This is a genomic window from Nocardioides sp. LS1, assembly GCF_003865225.1.
Classification (GTDB): domain Bacteria; phylum Actinomycetota; class Actinomycetes; order Propionibacteriales; family Nocardioidaceae; genus Nocardioides; species Nocardioides ginsengisegetis.
On record NZ_BIFF01000002.1, the window covers coordinates 1,021,722 to 1,038,561 of the forward strand.

Consider the following 16,840-nt stretch of genomic DNA (forward strand, 5'->3'; position numbering starts at 1 on the left):
GGTCAGGCGCGCTGGTCGCGGAAGAAGCCGTCGAGGAGCGCGGCCGACTCGGCGGCGAGCACCCCGGAGACCACCTCGGGCCGGTGGTTGAGCCGACGGTCGCGCACGACGTCCCAGAGGCTGCCGACGGCACCGGCCTTCTCGTCGTACGCACCGAAGACGACGCGCTCGACCCGGGCGAGGACGGCGGCGCCGGCGCACATCGTGCAGGGCTCGAGGGTGACGACGAGCGTGCAGCCCTCGAGGCGCCACTCGCCGCGAGCCTTCGCGGCGGCCCGCAGCGCGACGACCTCGGCGTGGCCGGTGGGGTCGGCGTCGGCCTCGCGGACGTTACGGCCGGTGCCGATCACCGCTCCGGCGGGGTCGAGGACGACCGCGCCGATCGGGACGTCACCGGTGGCGAGGGCGGCGCGCGCCTCGTCGAGGGCGGCGAGCATCGGCTCGCGCCAGGGACCCGTCACGCGTTGGTGAGGCCGACCGCGTCGTCGAAGAGCTCACCGAAGCCGAGGCGCCGGGCCACGTCGGAGAGCATCTCGTCGGGGTAGAGGTCGAAGTCGTCGAGCAGCACGCCGAGGTCCATGGCGTGCATGCCGAGGTCGCCGAGCAGGTCGAGGTCGCCGGCGGGGACCTGGTCGTCCTCGTCCTCCGGCTCGGGGAGGCCCAGGAAGGCGATCGCCGAGGCGGCGAGCTCCCACTCGTCGGCGGCGGTGATGTCGGAGAGCAGGACGCGGGTGCTGGACCCGGCCACCCGGACGATCAGGAAGAAGTCCTCGTCGATGGCGACCATCCCGACCGCACCGCCGTCACCGGGGAACCGGCGCAGCGCGTGGGAGAGCGTGTCGATGTCACCGAGCACGTCGTGGGCGAGCTCCTGGACCGTCCAGACGCCTTCCTCGCGGTAGGCCGCGAGAGCGAAGTCAACTCCGTCGATGCTGTCGGACATGTCACTCCTCCGCCCTCTGCACTGGTGTCCTCGGGTTGGGGACGTCTCCAGACTGTCAGAACGTATCCGTGCGGCCAAGCCCCTTTCGGGCTGGTGCATTCTCCACCGCTGCGTCGGGGGTGCGGCCGGGCTGGACTAGGGTTTCGCCCATGCGCACCCACGTCGTCGACCACCCCCTCGTGGCCCACAAGCTCACCGCCCTGCGTGACGAGAACACCGACTCGCCGACGTTCCGTCGCCTCGCCGACGAGCTGGTGACGCTGCTGGCCTACGAGGCGACCCGCGACGTGCGCGTCGAGCCCTCGCAGATCAACACCCCGGTCGCCCCGACCACCGGCGTGAAGCTGGCGACGCCCAAGCCGCTGGTCGTGCCGATCCTGCGCGCCGGGCTGGGCATGCTCGACGGGATGATGCGGCTGCTGCCGACCGCCGAGGTGGGCTTCCTCGGCATGGTGCGCAACGAGGAGACGCTGGAGGCGTCGACGTACGCCGAGCGCCTGCCCGACGACCTGTCCGGCCGCCAGTGCTACGTCCTCGACCCGATGCTGGCCACCGGCGGCACCCTCGCCGCGGCGATCAAGTTCCTCACCGACCGGGGCGCCGACCACATCACCGCGATCTGCCTGCTCGCCGCCCCCGAGGGCTGCGCCCGCCTCGAGGCGGACCTGGAGGGGCTCGACGTGCCCGTCACCGTCGTGACCGCCGCCATGGACGAGAAGCTCAACGACAAGGGCTACATCGTGCCCGGTCTCGGCGACGCCGGTGACCGGTTGTACGGCGTCGCCGGCTGAGGTCAGCCCCACACTTCTGCGTGCGCACGATCATCATTTCCCGCTGGGACGTGATGATCCTGCGCACGCACCCGGGAGGGATCACCGGTTAACCGGTGATCCCGACACACCCCGGTCAGCCCGGGAAGACCTGGACCGTCCCGGTCGCGACCAGCAGCAGGATGACCAGGACCAGCAGGCCGAGCGCGGCGTAGGCCCACTCCTTGTTGATCCGGGTCTCGTCGGACTCGGGGGCGTCGTACCGGTGCCCGTCCGGGCCGGGGCGCAGGTCGTCGTCGTCAGTCATGCCCTGTCAACGCCCGACCTGCCGTTTGGTCACCAACGGCACGTTTTCGGGGCGGTTGGTTGCCGTTTGGTCACCAACGGCAACCAACCGCACCCGGCTCAGAGGGCCTTGACGGAGTTCAGCAGCTTGCCGAGCGAGTCCTTGGCGTCACCGAACAGCAGGGTCGTCTTCGGGTCGAAGAGCAGCTCGTTCTCGATGCCGGCGAAGCCCGGCCGCATCGACCGCTTCATGAAGACGATCTGCTGCGCCTCGTCGGCGTTGAGGATGGGCATGCCGTAGATCGGGGCGCCGGGCGTCGTCTTGGCGGCCGGGTTGACCACGTCGTTGGCGCCGACGACGAGCACGACGTCGGTGTGCTTGAACTCGCCGTTGATGTGGTCCATCTCGATCAGCTGCTCGTAGGGCACCTGCGCCTCGGCGAGGAGCACGTTCATGTGCCCAGGCATCCGGCCGGCGACGGGGTGGATGGCGTAGTCGACCTTCGTGCCGCGCGCGATCAGCACGTCGACGAGCTCGCGGAGCGTGTGCTGGGCCTGCGCGACGGCCAGGCCGTAGCCGGGCACGATGATCACGCGGTCGGCGTACCCCAGCAGGATCGCGACGTCCTCGGGCCCGGCCGACTTGACCGGACGGTCCGAGGCCACGCCGGCGCCGAGGGTCGAGCCGCCCTTGAGGGCGCCGAAGAGGATGTTGGCGACCGAGCGGCCCATGGCCTTGGCCATCAGCAGGGTCAGGAACGTACCCGAGGCACCGACGAGCGTGCCGGCCACGAGGAGCACGACGTTGGACAGCACGTAGCCGCCGGCCGCCACCGTGAGGCCGGTGAAGGCGTTGAGCAGCGAGATCACGATCGGTACGTCGGCGCCGCCGACGGGCAGCACGAGCAGCAGCCCGATCAGCAGGCCGACCAGGCACAGCACGACACCGAGCCAGACGTGCGAGTCGATGACGAGCCGCACCGAGAGCACCAGCGTGGAGGCCAGCGCGATCGGGAAGACGTAGCGCAGGCCGGGGAAGACCACGGGCCGCGACGTCATCAGCTCCTGGAGCTTGGCGAACGTGACGATCGAGCCGGCGAACGAGATCGAGCCGACCGCGATCGTGAAGGCGGTCGCCACGATCACGAACCAGTTCACCGAGTCCTGGACCGGCACCAGCTCGCGCAGCTCCAGCAGCGCCACCAGCGCGGCCGCGCCGCCGCCGACGCCGTTGAACAGCGCCACCATCTGCGGCATCTGGGTCATCTGCACGCGCTGCGCGCCGAGGACACCACCGGCGGTGCCGAGCGCGATCGCCACCAGGATCAGCGGCACGTGCTTCAGGTCGAGGTAGAGGAACGGGATGATCACCGCGACGACGGCCGCAACCGCGCCGATGATGTTGCCGATGCGGGCGGTCTTCGGCCCGGACAGCCCCTTGAGCGCGAGGATGAAGCAGACCGCGCAGGCGAGGTAGGTCAGCTGGACCCAGGTCGGCGTCATGCGGCACCCCCGTCGCTGGAGGCGGGAGCGGCAGCAGCCTTGGGCTTCTTCCGCGTGAACATCTGCAGCATCCGGTCGGTGACCACGAAGCCGCCGACCATGTTGACCGCGGCGAGCACGATCGCGACCAGGCCGACGACGAGCGCGACGTTGTTGTCGGTCGCGCCGGTGACCAGGATCGCGCCGAGCAGGATGATCCCGTGGATCGCGTTGGCGCCGGACATCAGCGGCGTGTGCAGCGTCGAGGAGACCTTGGAGATCACCTCGATGCCGACGAAGACGGACAGGACGAAGATCGTCAGCCAGACGACGGCCTCACTCATTCGGGGGCCCCTTCGATGTTCAGTCGGGTGGGTTCGTGCCGGATCGTGCCGTCGTGGGTCACGCACGACCCCGCGACGATCTCGTCCTCGAAGTCGGGCGCGAACGCCGCGTCCTGCTCCTCCGAGGCGGTCCGCGTCATCAGCGTGACGAGGTTGACGACGTTCTGGGCGTAGAGCCTCGAGGCCGGCCCGGGCATCTGGCTGGGCACGTTGCGCCCGCCCCACACCTGGGCGTTGCCGATCCGGACCACCTCGCCGGGCACCGAGCCCTCGACGTTGCCGCCGGTCTCGGCCGCCAGGTCGACGACCACGGAGCCGGGCTTCATCTGCTCGACCATCTCCGCGGTCACCAGCATCGGCGCCTGCCGACCGGGCACGGCCGCGGTCGTGATGAGCGCGTCGGCGTTGGCGATGTACGGCGTGAGCAGCTCGCGCTGGCGCGCCGCCCGGTCCTCGGTCATCTCCCGCGCGTAGCCGCCGGCGCCCTCGAGCGTCTCCAGCTCCAGCTCGATGGCCTTGGCGCCCATCGACCGGATCTCCTCGGCGGCCGCCGCGCGGACGTCGTACGCCGAGACGACCGCACCGAGCCGCTTGGCCGTCGCGATCGCCTGCAGGCCCGCGACACCGGCGCCGAGCACGACGATCTCCGCCGGCGGGACGGTGCCCGCCGCGGTCATGTTGAGGGGGAAGAAGCGCCGCAGCATCCCCGCCGCGACGATCGCGCAGCGGTAGCCCGCCACGAGCGCCTGCGAGGACAGCGCGTCCATCGACTGCGCCCGCGAGATCCGCGGCACCAGCTCCATCGCGAACGCCGTGACCCCGCAGTCGCGCAGGTCGCGCACGGTGTCCGGCTCCTGGTTGGTCGGCAGGAACGAGATCGTGGCGGTGCCCGCGGGCAGCGTCCGGATCGTCGCGGTGCTCAGCGGCTGCACCGACACGACGAGGTCCGCGCCGTGCAGCGCGCCCTCCTCGACGGTGGCGCCGGCCTGCTCGTAGTCGTCGTCGGCGATGAGGGCGGGCTGTCCGGCTCCGGGCTCCACGGCCACGTCGTACCCGAGCGCGGTCAGCTTGCCGACCAGCTCGGGCACCATCGCGACACGTGACTCACCGTCACGGGTCTCCCTGGCTACAGCGATCTTCACGCGTCGCAACCTAGGCCAGATTCCGGATGCCGAACAGGCATCTCACCCGATGTGGTCGTGACGGATCCAACAGTCAGCCGCCGATCGGGAGCTCCTCGACCACCTCGTGGCGCGGCCGGCCGCGCGGTCCCTCGCCGAGGTACGACGCCACCAGGGCGACCCGGTCGGCCCGCCAGACCGGCCCCGCGTAGCCGTCCAGCAGCCGCACCCAGCCCGACACCTCCGCCGGCCGGCCCAGCCGGGCGAGGGTCAGGTGGGCGCGGAACCGCTGCCCGTCGACGGCGATCCCGGTCCGCGACGCCGCGGCGCGGGCGCCGGTCGCGAGCCGGTCCAGCTCGGTCCGCCCGTGCTCGTCGAGGTCCAGCCCCGCCCAGACGACGCGGGCCCGCGCCACGTTGGGGAAGGCGCCGCCACCGGCGATCCGCACGTCGAACGGCGTACGGCGCCCCGCCGCGCGCCCCAGCCGCTCGACCAGCTCGTCGAGGTGGCGGTCGGCGACCTGCGCCAGGAACGCCAGCGTGACGTGGACCTGCTCGGGCGCGGCCCACCGGAAGTCGGCCGCGGCCCGCCGGGGCTCGAGGAAGTCGTCGAGGTGCTCGACCACCTCGGCCGGCGGCACCAGCGCCACGAACATCCTCATCGCGGGGGTCACCCCACGTGGGTGCCGAGCAGCGCTCCGATCGCGTAGGTCACGGCCATCGCGAAGGCACCGCCGCCGACGTTGCGCACCACGGCGCGGCTCCAGGGGCCGTAGCCCATCCTGGCGCTGATCCAGCCGGCGATGCCGAGGGCGATGAGGACCGCGACGACCGTCACCGGCACCCGCGAGCCGTCCGGGAAGAGCGTGATCGTCAGCAGCGGCAGCAGGGCACCGACGGTGAACGCCAGCATCGAGGCCCAGGCGGCGTGCCAGGGGTTGGTGAGGTCGTCGGGGTCGATGTTCAGCTCGGCCTCGGCGTGCGCCCGGAGGGCGTCGTGCTCGGTGAGCTCGACCGCGACCTGCATGGCGAGCTCCTCCGAGAGCCCCTTCTGGACGTAGATGTCGGCCAGCTCGGCGAGCTCCTCCTCGGGCTCCTCGACGAGCTCGCGGCGCTCCTTGTCCAGCAGCGCCTTCTCCGAGTCGCTCTGGGTGCTGACCGAGACGTACTCGCCGGCCGCCATCGACAGGGCGCCGGCCGAGAGGCCGGCCACCCCGGCGACCAGGATCGCGTTGGTGTCGCTGGTCGCGCCGGCCACGCCCATCACGATGCCGGCCGTCGACACGATGCCGTCGTTGGCGCCGAGCACGCCGGCCCGCAGCCAGTTGAGGCGGTTGCCGATACCGGACTCGTGGGGCTCGTCGTCGTGCGGGCCGACCTCGAGGTCGGGCAGGTCGCCGGTGTCCATCGTCATGGGTAGATCCTCGGATCCGTGTCGGTCCCCCGCAAGCAAGGGAAGGCTGGGCTCAGCCCGGTGGGCGAGCGGGGTCAGAGCCCCAGGTCGCGCCCGATCAGCATCTTCATGATCTCGTTCGACCCGGCCCAGATCTTGGTGACGCGGGCGTCCCGCCAGGCGCGGGCGACGCGGTACTCGTTCATGAAGCCGTAGCCACCGTGCAGCTGGACGCAGTGGTCGAGCACGTCGTTCTGCACCTGCGAGGTCCACCACTTGGCCTTGGCGGCGTCGACGGGGGTGAGCTCGCCGCGGGTGTGCTTCATGATGCAGAGGTCGACGAAGGCCTGGGTGACCTCGATCTGGGTGACCAGCTCGGCCAGCAGGAACTGGTTGTGCTGGAAGTTGCCGATCGCCTGGCCGAAGGCCTTGCGGTCCTTGGCGTACTGGATGGTCTCCTCGAGGATCTGCGCGGCGTGGGCGAGGTTGGTGATCGCCGAGCCGAGGCGCTCCTGCGGCAGGAACTGCATCATCGAGATGAAGCCGGTGTCGAGCTCGCCGATCAGGTCGTCGTTGCTGACCCGGACGTCCTCGAAGGCCAGCTCGGCGGTGTCGGACTCGTCCTGGCCGACCTTGTCGAGCACCCGGCCGACCGAGAAGCCGGCCTTGTCGGTCTCGACGCCGAACAGCGAGATGCCCTTGGCCTTCTTCTCCGGCGAGGTGCGCGCGGCGACCACGATCAGGTCGGCGCTGCCGCCGTTGGTGATGAAGGTCTTGGAGCCGTTGATGACCCAGTCGTCGCCGTCGCGGACGGCGGTGGTCTTGAGGTTGGCGAGGTCGGAGCCCCCGCCGGGCTCGGTCATGCCGATGCCGGTGAGCAGCTCGCCGCTGCAGAACTTCGGCAGCCAGCGCTTCTTCTGCTCGTCGGTGGTCAGGTGCACGAGGTACGGCGCCACGATGTCGGCGTGGATGCCCACGCAGCTCGGCAGGGTCATGTTGACCTTGGCCAGCTCCTCGGTGAGCACCGCATTGAAGCGGTAGTCGCCGGCCTCGGACCCGCCGAACTCCTCGGGGATCTCCAGGCCCAGGAAACCCTGGGCGCCGGCGGCGAGCCAGAAGTCGCGGCTCAGGCCGTGGTTCTGCTCGTACTCCTCGAGGTGCGGCACGACCTCGCGGTCCAGGAACTCCTTGACGGAGCTGCGGAAGGCCTCGTGGTCCTCGTCGTAGATCTCGCGCTTCATGGCCGCGATCCTACTGCCGGGTAACCGGAGCCGAACAGGCGTCGTGGCCCGTCTCACGCGCGCGGGTCGTCGACCCGTCCGAGGAAGAGCGGCGTGCCGTGGACGACGTCGTGGATGACGAAGAGGAACGGCCGGTCCACGTAGATCGTCGTGTCCGGGAGCAGCGCCGAGGTCTCGCTCATCACGACCGCGGTGGCGGCCGCCGCCTCGGTGCCGTCCTCGTCGACGGCGACGAACGTCTCGTGCAGGACCTCCGAGATGTAGAGCCGCGCGTCCTTGGTCATGCCGGAGAAGTCGGCCCGGTCGGGGTCGAAGGCGGTCGGCATGCCGAGGCCGGGCAGCACGTCCGTCAGCGGGCTGGTCGAGCGGAAGGTCCAGCGCGGCAGGAACAGCTCGACCGACGCGTGCTCCACGGAGCCCAGGATGTCGGGGAGGCCGCCGCTCGCCACCAGGGCGAGTACGTCGGCCGGGCGGCCCCGGTCAGGCAGCACGACCGTCATGGCGAGCCCGCCGCCGGCGTACGGGATCCGCACAGCCTGCCAGCCGTCACCTTTGCCCAGTGCGGTCGAGGCCAGCACAGCGGTCATGGTCGGCACCCCGACCATGGTGCCGTCGGGAAGACCGAACGCGAGGTCCTTGGTCTGCTCCTTGATGAACGGCTCGGCCCACGGCGCCTTGAGGTAGAGCGCGTTGACCAGGACGAGCCGGGTGAGCGGGTCCAGGACGCCCGCGGGGATGATCTCGGGGATCCGGTCGTGGGTCTGGTCGGAGGTCCACCCGTTGATGAGCCGCCGCACCCCCTCCGCGTCGCGCTGGTAGTCGACCACCCGCATCCCGGTGCCGAACCACCGGGCGAGGGCATCGAGGAAGTCGCCCTCCCAGCGCACGTCGCGCTGGCCGAAGACCGCGTTGGCCGCGGACAGCTCGATCTCGGGCGGGTCCTGGCTGCCGTCGTCGACGGGGCCGGCCAGCGCCTCGACCTGCTGGGTCAGCGCGTCCAGGCCCTCGTCCAGGGCGGTGAGGTCGGCGGCGCCGAGCACGTCGAGCATCTCGCGCGCCGTCCGCCCGTGGGCGCCGTTGGCCGTCATGGTCAGGGCGACGGCCACCGAGTAGGGGCTGAACGCGATGTTGCCGGGCTGGGCGGCCAGGGCGCCGTACAGCCCGGCGGCGAGGGCATGGACCGAGGCCGCGGCCGCGGGCGCGGCCTCGGGGTCACCCGGCAGGTGGCGCAGCCCGGAGCTGGCGAGCTCGAGCCGCAGCGGACCCTGGGTCGGCGGCACCGACGGCTCGCGGGTGTCACACGCGGCGAGCGGGACGAGGGCGCCCAGCAGCACGGCCAGGCGCAGGGTGTCGCGACGAGTCAGGTCCACAGCGGTCGGACGGACCGGCCGCCACGGTGGTTCCCGGCCTCAGGTGGCGGGCTCGACCCGCCGCGGCATCGCGACCGCGACGGCCACGAGCAGCAGCGCGAAGACCGCCGAGGCGACGAACACCGCGTGGATGGCGGGGTCGAGGGTCGAGGCGGGCAGCCGCTCGAGGTCGGGGACCTTGCCGGCGACCCGGGCCGCGACGACGCCGTTGGCGATCGCGCCGAAGGCGGCCACGCCGAGCGCGCTGCCGACCGAGCGGGCGAACATGTTGGCGGCCGTGGCCACGCCGCGGTCCTTCCAGGTCACCGCCGACTGGGCGGCCACGACGGCCGGGCTCGCGACGTACCCGAACCCGATCCCCATCAGGAAGCACGGCGCCGCGAGGTGCACCAGCGAGCTGCCGGGGTCGACCGTCAGCAGCAGCGCCGCGCCGGCGACCGCGAAGGCCGCCCCCATCAGCGCCGTCGCACGGAAGCCGACCGAGAGGTAGAAGCGTCCCGAGGTGGTCGCGGCGATCGGCCAGCCGATGGTCATCGCGGCGAGCGCGAGGCCGGCGGTGACGGCGTCGTGGTGGAGCACGGTCTGGGCATAGAGGGGGACGTACGACGTGAGCCCGAGCATCAGCACGCCCACGACCAGGGACCCGGCCGACGACGCGTTGAGGACGCGGTTGCGGAAGATCCACGGCGGCAGCACCGGCTCGGCGGCGCGGCGCTCGACCAGCGCGAAGCCGACGAGCAGCACGACCGCCGCCCCGAGCACGGCCAGGCTGGCCGGGGAGGCCCAGGCCCAGCGGACGCCGCCCTCGAGCAGGCCGAGCAGGAGCAGCACGCCGCCGGCCGAGAGCAGCGCCGAGCCGGCGTAGTCGATGCGGTGCGGGCGCCGCTCGACCTGCTCGTCGAAGCGGCGGATGATCATCCACGCGGCGGCCAGGCCGATCGGCAGGTTCACGAAGAAGATCCAGCGCCAGGTGAGGTAGTCGGAGAAGACGCCGCCGAGGGTCGGGCCGACGACCGAGGCCGTGGCCCAGACGCTGGCGATGTAGCCCTGCACCTTCGCGCGCTCGGCCATCGAGTAGATGTCGCCCACGATGGTCATGCCCATCGGCTGCACGGCGCCGGCGCCGAGCCCCTGGATCGCGCGGAAGGCGATCAGCGAGCCCATCCCCCAGGCCACGCCGCACAGCAGCGAGCCGACCACGAACAGCCCGATCCCGAGGAGCATCACCGGCTTGCGGCCGAAGAGGTCGGCGACCTTGCCGTAGACGGGCACCGCGACCGCCTGGGTCAGCAGGTAGACCGAGAACAGCCACGGGAACTGCGTGAAGCCGCCGAGGTCGCCGACGACCGCGGGCACGGCGGTGGCCAGGATCGTGGAGTCGATGGCGACCAGGCCGATGCTCAGCATCACCGCCAGCAGCACCGGGCCACGCTCGCTGCGCAGGCCGACGCTGGCGCGGGTGATGGCGGTCTGCTCCTCCGAGGCGGTCATGCCCGGCCCAACCGGGCCTCCGCGCAGGGCATTCCCCGAGGGTGGCTCAGCCCACTCCGGCGTATGGTTTGATCGTTCCAATCACCGGGTACCGAGAGAATGCGACCGCCGCACGGCGCGTCGTACGACCGGGGGTCGGCGAACGCGTGGAGGCGACATGGTGGAGATCTGGCCCGGAGCGGCGTACCCCCTCGGGGCGACGTTCGACGGGAGTGGCACCAACTTCGCGATCTTCAGCGAGGCCGCCGAGCGCGTCGAGCTGTGCCTGTTCGACAAGGGGCGGGGCAAGAAGCTCAAGGAGACCCGGATCGAGCTGACCGAGGTCGACGCGTTCGTCTGGCACTGCTACCTGCCGTCGATCCGGCCCGGGCAGCGCTACGGCTACCGCGTGCACGGGGCCTACGACCCGAGCATCGGGATGCGCTGCAACCCCAACAAGCTGCTGCTCGACCCCTACGCCAAGGCGACCGCCGGCGAGATCGACTGGGACCAGTCGCTGTTCGGCTACGACTTCGGCGACCCCGACTCGCGCAACGACGACGACTCGGCCGCGCACATGACGCTCGGCGTGGTCATCAACCCGTTCTTCGACTGGGAGGGCGACCGCCGCCTCGACATCCCCTACAACGAGTCGGTCATCTACGAGGCCCACGTCAAGGGGATGACCCAGCTGCACCCGGACGTGCCCGAGGACCTGCGCGGCACGTACGCCGGCCTCGCGCACCCCGCGATCACCTCGCACCTGACCAAGCTCGGCGTCACCGCCATCGAGCTGATGCCGGTGCACCAGTTCGTCCAGGACAGCACGCTGCTGGACAAGGGGCTGCGCAACTACTGGGGCTACAACACCCTCGGCTTCTTCGCGCCGCACGCCGACTACGCCGCGACCGCGCGGGACGAGCAGGCGCTGGGCCAGCAGGTCCAGGAGTTCAAGTCGCTGGTGAAGTCGATGCACGCCGCCGGCATCGAGGTGATCCTCGACGTGGTCTACAACCACACCGCGGAGGGCAACCACCTCGGCCCGACCCTGAGCTTCAAGGGCATCGACAACGGCGCCTACTACCGGCTGGAGGAGGACGACCTCCGCTACTACACCGACTACACCGGCACCGGGAACTCCCTCAACGTCCGCCACCCGCACTCCCTCCAGCTGCTGATGGACTCGCTGCGCTACTGGGTCACCGAGATGCACGTCGACGGCTTCCGGTTCGACCTCGCGGCCACGCTGGCGCGGGAGTTCTACGACGTCGACCGGCTCGCGACCTTCTTCGAGCTCGTGCAGCAGGACCCGGTCGTCTCCCAGGTGAAGCTGATCGCCGAGCCGTGGGACATCGGCCCCGGCGGCTACCAGGTCGGCAACTTCCCGCCGCAGTGGACCGAGTGGAACGGCGCCTACCGCGACACCGTGCGCGACTTCTGGCGCGGCGAGCCGTCGCTGGGCGAGTTCGCCTCGCGCATCGCCGGGTCGTCCGACCTCTACGAGCACAGCGGCCGCCGCCCGGTCGCGAGCATCAACTTCGTGACCGCCCACGACGGCTTCACGCTGCGCGACCTCGTGTCCTACAACGAGAAGCACAACGAGGCCAACGGCGAGGACAGCAACGACGGCGAGAGCCACAACCGCTCGTGGAACCACGGCGTCGAGGGACCGACCGACGACCCGGAGATCCTGGCGGCGCGGGCCCGCGAGCAGCGCAACTTCCTGGCCACCCTCCTGCTCTCCCAGGGCGTCCCGATGCTCCTGCACGGCGACGAGCTGGGCCGCACGCAGCAGGGCAACAACAACACCTACGCCCAGGACTCCGAGATCAGCTGGGTGCACTGGGACCAGGTCGACAAGCCGCTGATGGAGTTCACCTCGGCGGTGCTGCGCCTGCGCAAGGAGCACCCGACCTTCCGTCGCAAGCGCTTCTTCACCGGCAGCACCGTGCGCGCCGTCGGCGAGGAGGGCGACCGCCTCAACGACATCGTCTGGCTGCACCTCGACGGCCGCCCGATGGAGGACGGCGACTGGGAGTCCGGCACGCAGGCGATCGGGATGTACCTCAACGGTCACGGCATCAAGGGCAAGGACGCCCGCGGCGGCGCCATCACCGACGACCACTTCCTGCTCTACTTCAACGCCGACGGCCCGGCCCAGGTGACCCTGCCGCCCGACGAGTACGCCGCGGCGTGGGACGTCGTGATCGACACCGGCGGCTCGGCCGACGGGGACACCCACGTGGCGGGGACGACGCTCACCATGGACTCGCGCAGCCTCGTGGTGCTCCGCGAGCACGGCGAGCCCGAGTCCACGCCCGACCACTCCGTCGCGGCCTCGGTCGCGTCGATGGCCACCCGGACCTGAGAGCGACGTACGGGGAGCGCATGCGGACACCGACGAGCACCTACCGACTCCAGATCACGGCCGACTTCGACCTGTTTGCGGCGGCCTCCCGGTTGCCCTACCTGCGCGACCTGGGGGCCGACTGGGTCTACCTGTCGCCGCTGCTGGCCGCCGAGCCCGGGAGCCAGCACGGCTACGACGTGGTCGCCCACGACCACATCGACGAGTCGCGCGGCGGGGCCGAGGGGCTCGCGGCCCTGTCGGCGGCGGCGCGCGAGCTCGGCATGGGCGTGCTCGTCGACATCGTGCCCAACCACGTCGGCGTCGCGACCCCGGCTGCCGACGCCTGGTGGTGGGACCTGCTCCAGCACGGCCAGGACTCCGAGCACGCCTCGGCCTTCGACATCGACTGGACGGTCGGCGACGGGAAGATCCAGATCCCGGTCGTCGGCGACGGTGACGAGGACGCGATCGTCGTGGCGGACGGCGAGGTCAGGTACCACGACCAGCGCTTCCCGCTCGCGCCCGGCACGACCACGCACGACGAGCAGCACTACCGCCTCGTCAACTGGCACGAGGCCGACGACAACCTCAACTACCGCCGGTTCTTCGCCGTCAACACCCTGGCCGCCGTGCGCGTCGAGGACCCGGCCGTCTTCGAGGAGACGCACCGCGAGATCCGGCGCTGGTTCGACGAGGGGCTCGTCGACGGGCTGCGCGTCGACCACCCCGACGGGCTGCGCGACCCGCAGGGTTACCTCGACGACCTGGCCGAGCTCACCGGCGGCGCCTACGTCCTGGTCGAGAAGATCCTCGAGCCGGGCGAGGCCCTGCCGGCCTCGTGGGCGACCGCCGGCACCACCGGGTACGACGCCCTCGCGCACGTCGACCGGGTGCTCACCGACCCGTCCGGCGAGGCGCCGCTCGACGCGCTGGAGACGCGACTGCGCGGTGGCGCCGTCGACTGGCACGCGATGATCCACGCGACCAAGCGCGAGGTGGCCGACGGGATCCTGCACTCCGAGGTGAAGCGGATCGTCCGCGACCTGCGCCGGCACCTCCCGCTCGTCCCGGCCCACCGGGCCGAGGACGCGGTCGGCGAGCTGCTCGCCTGCTTCCCGGTCTACCGCTCCTACCTCCCCGAGGGGCGCCACCACCTCGACGAGGCGTTCACGCTCGCCCGCTCGCACCGCCCCGACCTGGACGAGACGTTCGACGTGCTGCTCCCGTGGCTGTCCGACCCCGACCTGGCCGCGGCCAAGCGCTTCCAGCAGACCAGCGGGATGGTGATGGCCAAGGGCGTCGAGGACTGCGCGTTCTACCGCTGGTCGCGGCTGACGTCGCTCAACGAGGTCGGCGGCGACCCGAGCGTCTTCGCCCTCGACGTCGACGGCTTCCACGCGGCGATGGTCGAGCGGCAGGCCTCATGGCCGGCCGCGATGACCACGCTGTCGACCCACGACACCAAGCGCGGCGAGGACGTCCGCGCCCGGATCACCGCGCTGGCCGAGCTGCCCGAGGAGTGGGCCACCGCGCTCGACCGGCTGCTGGGGCTGGTGCCGCTGCCCGATCCCGGCTTCGGCTCGCTGCTGTGGCAGGCGATCGTGGGCGCGTGGCCCGCGTCGCCGCACCCGGACTACCGCTCGCGACTCCACGCGTACGCCGAGAAGGCGATGCGCGAGGCCGGCGACCGGACCACCTGGACCGAGCCCGATGCCGACTACGAGGCGGCCGTGCACGCGGCGGTCGACGCGGCCTTCGACTCGCCGGAGGTGGCGGCCGTCCTCGCCGAGCTGGTCGAGCTGCTCGCGTGGCCGGGCTGGAGCAACGCGCTCGCGGCCAAGCTGGTGTCGATCACCATGCCCGGCGTGCCCGACGTCTACCAGGGCTCCGAGCTCTGGGAGCAGAGCCTGGTCGACCCCGACAACCGGCGGCCGGTCGACTTCGATCTGCGGGCCTCGGCGCTCGCTCGAGCATCGTCGGGACGGCTCACCGACTCCGTCGACGACGACGGGCTCGCCAAGCTGCTGGTCACCCACCGGGCGCTCGTGCTGCGGCGCGACCGGCCCGAGCTGTTCACGTCGTACGCCGGGATCGCGGCGACCGGGCCGGCCGCCGACCACGTCCTGGCCTTCGACCGGGGCGGGGCGATCACGGTGGCGACCCGGCTGCCGGTCGGGCTCGCCGAGCGCGGCGGCTGGGACTCGACCACGCTGGACCTGCCCGACGGCGCCTGGACCGACGTGCTCACCGGCCGGACCGTCTCGGACCGGCTCGACGACATCCTGGCGACCCACCCGGTCGCCCTGCTCGTCCGGGAGGACGCATGACCCGCGGCCGCTTCGACATCTGGGCGACCCGACCGACCCGCCTGCGACTGTCGGTGGGCGATGCGATCGTCGAGATGGCACGTGGTTCCGATGACTGGTGGACACCGGTCGGCCCGGTGCCGGAGGGGGAGGTCGACTACGGCTACCTGATCGACGAGGAGGACACGCCCCGACCCGATCCGCGGTCGCGGCGTCAGCCGGCGGGCGTCCACGAGCGCTCGCGAACCCACGACGCCGGGGCGTTCACCTGGACCGACGGCGACTGGACCGGACGCCAGCTGGCGGGGTCGGTGATCTACGAGCTGCACGTCGGGACGTTCACCCCCGAGGGCACCTTCGACGCCGCCCTGACCCGGCTCGACCACCTGCGCTCGATCGGCGTGGACTTCGTCGAGCTGATGCCCGTCAACGCCTTCAACGGCAGTCACAACTGGGGCTACGACGGGGTCGGCTGGTTCGCCGTCCACGAGGGCTACGGCGGCCCGGACGGCTACCAGCGCTTCGTCGACGGCTGCCACGCCGCCGGGATCGGCGTGATCCAGGACGTCGTCTACAACCACCTCGGGCCGTCGGGCAACTACCTGCCGCTGTTCGCGCCCTACCTCAAGGCCGGCGCCAACACGTGGGGCGACCTGGTCAACCTCGACGGCGAGGACTCCGCCGAGGTGCGTCGCCTCATCCTCGACAACGTGGCGATGTGGCTGTCCGACTTCCACGTGGACGGGCTGCGGCTCGACGCGGTGCACGCGCTGGCCGACGCCTCGCCGGTCCACCTGCTCGAGGAGATGGCGGTCGAGGTTGCGGCCCTGTCAGCGCACCAGCGCCGGCCGTTGACCCTGATCGCGGAGTCCGACCTCAACGACCCGCTGCTGGTCACCCCCCGCGAGGCGCGCGGCTACGGCCTCGACGCGCAGTGGAGCGACGACTTCCACCACGCCGTGCACGTGGCGCTGACCGGGGAGACCGACGGCTACTACGCCGACTTCGAGCCGCTCGCCGCCCTGGCCAAGGTCTGCGAGCGGGGCTTTTTCCACGACGGGACCTGGTCCTCCTTCCGCGGTCGCGCCCACGGCGTTCCGATCGACACGGTGGCGATGCCGACCTGGCGTCTGGTGGTGTGCAGCCAGAACCACGACCAGATCGGCAACCGGGCGGTCGGCGACCGGATCACCGCGACGCTCGACGACCACCAGCTCGGCTGCGCCGCCCTGCTGACCCTCGCCGGCCCCTTCACGCCGATGCTCTTCCAGGGCGAGGAGTGGGGCGCGTCCGCGCCGTTCCAGTTCTTCACCTCCCACCCCGAGCCGGAGCTCGGCCGGGCGACCGCCGAGGGACGGATCACGGAGTTCGAGCGGATGGGCTGGGACCCGGCCGTCGTGCCCGACCCGCAGGACCCGGCCACGTTCGAGCGGTCGCGGCTGGACTGGTCCGAGGTCGACGGGCCGCGCGGCAGCCACCTGCTGGCGGCCTACCGCCGGCTCGCCGAGCTACGCCGGACCAGGCCCGAGCTGACCGACCCGGCGTTCGGGTCGGTCCGGTGCAGCGCCGACGAGGTGCTGCACCTGTTCACGATGCGACGCGGCCCCAGCACGATGGTGGTCAACTTCGCCGACGCACCCGTCACGGTCGAGGTCGGGCTCGACGACACCCTGCTCTTCGCCACCGGACCGGGCGTGACGCTGGCCGACGCGGTCCTCTCGCTCGCGCCGCACGCCGGCGCCTTGGTCGGCGCGCCATGATCATCG

The 16,840-nt window shown here is 71.6% G+C and carries 15 protein-coding genes; 4 read left to right on the forward strand and 11 right to left on the reverse strand.

What is annotated here, in order from left to right; all coding sequences use genetic code 11:
- Positions 1-2: 2 nt before the first annotated feature.
- Together EJF31_RS09805 and EJF31_RS09810 are read right to left on the reverse strand one after the other, a co-directional pair.
- Positions 3-437 (reverse strand): nucleoside deaminase, encoded by a 435-nt coding sequence (locus EJF31_RS09805; RefSeq protein WP_125037721.1) that lies wholly within the window; start codon positions 435-437, stop codon positions 3-5.
- A 20-nt stretch (positions 438-457) separates the two neighbouring features.
- On the reverse strand, positions 458-943 hold the full coding sequence (locus EJF31_RS09810; RefSeq protein WP_125036879.1) for a tRNA adenosine deaminase-associated protein: 486 nt from the start codon (positions 941-943) through the stop codon (positions 458-460).
- A gap of 149 nt (positions 944-1,092) precedes the next feature.
- On the opposite strand from EJF31_RS09810, the gene upp reads away from it, so the two are divergent.
- Entirely contained in the window at positions 1,093-1,734 is a 642-nt protein-coding gene (gene upp / locus EJF31_RS09815) for a uracil phosphoribosyltransferase (protein ID WP_125036880.1), read from the forward strand.
- Between the two features lie 115 nt (positions 1,735-1,849).
- Here the strand turns inward: upp and EJF31_RS21820 are convergent, their stop codons facing one another.
- From EJF31_RS21820 to EJF31_RS09855, 9 genes are all read right to left on the reverse strand, one after another.
- Positions 1,850-2,020, reverse strand: a complete 171-nt coding sequence (locus EJF31_RS21820; RefSeq protein WP_182541129.1) for a hypothetical protein — start codon at positions 2,018-2,020, stop codon at positions 1,850-1,852.
- A gap of 98 nt (positions 2,021-2,118) precedes the next feature.
- A complete protein-coding gene (locus tag EJF31_RS09820; protein ID WP_125036881.1) occupies positions 2,119-3,501 on the reverse strand; it encodes an NAD(P)(+) transhydrogenase (Re/Si-specific) subunit beta in 1,383 nt (460 codons plus the stop codon).
- Positions 3,498-3,824, reverse strand: coding sequence for an NAD(P) transhydrogenase subunit alpha (locus EJF31_RS09825; protein ID WP_125036882.1), 327 nt, complete (start codon positions 3,822-3,824; stop codon positions 3,498-3,500). Before EJF31_RS09825 ends, EJF31_RS09820 begins: the two co-directional genes overlap by 4 nt.
- Entirely contained in the window at positions 3,821-4,966 is a 1,146-nt protein-coding gene (locus EJF31_RS09830; RefSeq protein ID WP_125036883.1) for a Re/Si-specific NAD(P)(+) transhydrogenase subunit alpha, read from the reverse strand. Before EJF31_RS09830 ends, EJF31_RS09825 begins: the two co-directional genes overlap by 4 nt.
- 73 nt (positions 4,967-5,039) lie before the next feature.
- The gene (thpR, locus tag EJF31_RS09835) at positions 5,040-5,618 is read right to left on the reverse strand and encodes an RNA 2',3'-cyclic phosphodiesterase (RefSeq protein WP_260430747.1); all 579 of its coding nucleotides are present in this window, start codon (positions 5,616-5,618) and stop codon (positions 5,040-5,042) included.
- Positions 5,615-6,358: a VIT family protein gene (locus EJF31_RS09840; protein ID WP_373994698.1), complete on the reverse strand. Its 744-nt coding sequence runs from the start codon at positions 6,356-6,358 to the stop codon at positions 5,615-5,617. The genes thpR and EJF31_RS09840 overlap by 4 nt, the downstream gene beginning before the upstream one ends.
- 74 nt (positions 6,359-6,432) lie before the next feature.
- Positions 6,433-7,578 carry an acyl-CoA dehydrogenase family protein gene (locus EJF31_RS09845; RefSeq protein ID WP_125036884.1) on the reverse strand — a complete coding sequence of 382 codons (1,146 nt, stop codon included), beginning with the start codon at positions 7,576-7,578 and terminating at the stop codon, positions 6,433-6,435.
- Between the two features lie 53 nt (positions 7,579-7,631).
- Entirely contained in the window at positions 7,632-8,948 is a 1,317-nt protein-coding gene (locus tag EJF31_RS09850; protein WP_125036885.1) for a serpin family protein, read from the reverse strand.
- 39 nt (positions 8,949-8,987) lie between these two features.
- The gene (locus EJF31_RS09855; RefSeq protein WP_125036886.1) at positions 8,988-10,439 is read right to left on the reverse strand and encodes an MDR family MFS transporter; all 1,452 of its coding nucleotides are present in this window, start codon (positions 10,437-10,439) and stop codon (positions 8,988-8,990) included.
- Between the two features lie 157 nt (positions 10,440-10,596).
- Here EJF31_RS09855 and glgX point away from each other — a divergent pair, with 157 nt between their 5' ends.
- The 3 genes from glgX to treZ are packed head-to-tail and all read left to right on the forward strand — an operon-like array spanning position 10,597 to position 16,834.
- Positions 10,597-12,786, forward strand: coding sequence for a glycogen debranching protein GlgX (glgX, locus tag EJF31_RS09860; protein ID WP_220481417.1), 2,190 nt, complete (start codon positions 10,597-10,599; stop codon positions 12,784-12,786).
- A 20-nt stretch (positions 12,787-12,806) separates the two neighbouring features.
- The gene (gene treY / locus EJF31_RS09865) at positions 12,807-15,095 is read left to right on the forward strand and encodes a malto-oligosyltrehalose synthase (protein WP_125036887.1); all 2,289 of its coding nucleotides are present in this window, start codon (positions 12,807-12,809) and stop codon (positions 15,093-15,095) included.
- On the forward strand, positions 15,092-16,834 hold the full coding sequence (gene treZ, locus EJF31_RS09870) for a malto-oligosyltrehalose trehalohydrolase (RefSeq protein ID WP_125036888.1): 1,743 nt from the start codon (positions 15,092-15,094) through the stop codon (positions 16,832-16,834). Before treY ends, treZ begins: the two co-directional genes overlap by 4 nt.
- Positions 16,835-16,840 lie beyond the last annotated feature (6 nt).

What these genes read in the sequence shown, in the direction of transcription:
- EJF31_RS09805 (WP_125037721.1), bottom strand. Translation starts at nt 437, where the DNA reads ATGCTCGCCGCCCTCGACGAGGCGCGCGCCGCCCTCGCCACCGGTGAC.
- EJF31_RS09855 (WP_125036886.1), bottom strand. Translation starts at nt 10,439, where the DNA reads ATGACCGCCTCGGAGGAGCAGACCGCCATCACCCGCGCCAGCGTCGGC.
- EJF31_RS09845 (WP_125036884.1), bottom strand. Translation starts at nt 7,578, where the DNA reads ATGAAGCGCGAGATCTACGACGAGGACCACGAGGCCTTCCGCAGCTCC.
- EJF31_RS09820 (WP_125036881.1), bottom strand. Translation starts at nt 3,501, where the DNA reads ATGACGCCGACCTGGGTCCAGCTGACCTACCTCGCCTGCGCGGTCTGC.
- EJF31_RS21820 (WP_182541129.1), bottom strand. Translation starts at nt 2,020, where the DNA reads ATGACTGACGACGACGACCTGCGCCCCGGCCCGGACGGGCACCGGTAC.
- EJF31_RS09810 (WP_125036879.1), bottom strand. Translation starts at nt 943, where the DNA reads ATGTCCGACAGCATCGACGGAGTTGACTTCGCTCTCGCGGCCTACCGC.
- treY (WP_125036887.1), top strand. Translation starts at nt 12,807, where the DNA reads ATGCGGACACCGACGAGCACCTACCGACTCCAGATCACGGCCGACTTC.
- EJF31_RS09825 (WP_125036882.1), bottom strand. Translation starts at nt 3,824, where the DNA reads ATGAGTGAGGCCGTCGTCTGGCTGACGATCTTCGTCCTGTCCGTCTTC.
- glgX (WP_220481417.1), top strand. Translation starts at nt 10,597, where the DNA reads ATGGTGGAGATCTGGCCCGGAGCGGCGTACCCCCTCGGGGCGACGTTC.
- treZ (WP_125036888.1), top strand. Translation starts at nt 15,092, where the DNA reads ATGACCCGCGGCCGCTTCGACATCTGGGCGACCCGACCGACCCGCCTG.
- EJF31_RS09840 (WP_373994698.1), bottom strand. Translation starts at nt 6,358, where the DNA reads ATGACGATGGACACCGGCGACCTGCCCGACCTCGAGGTCGGCCCGCAC.
- upp (WP_125036880.1), top strand. Translation starts at nt 1,093, where the DNA reads ATGCGCACCCACGTCGTCGACCACCCCCTCGTGGCCCACAAGCTCACC.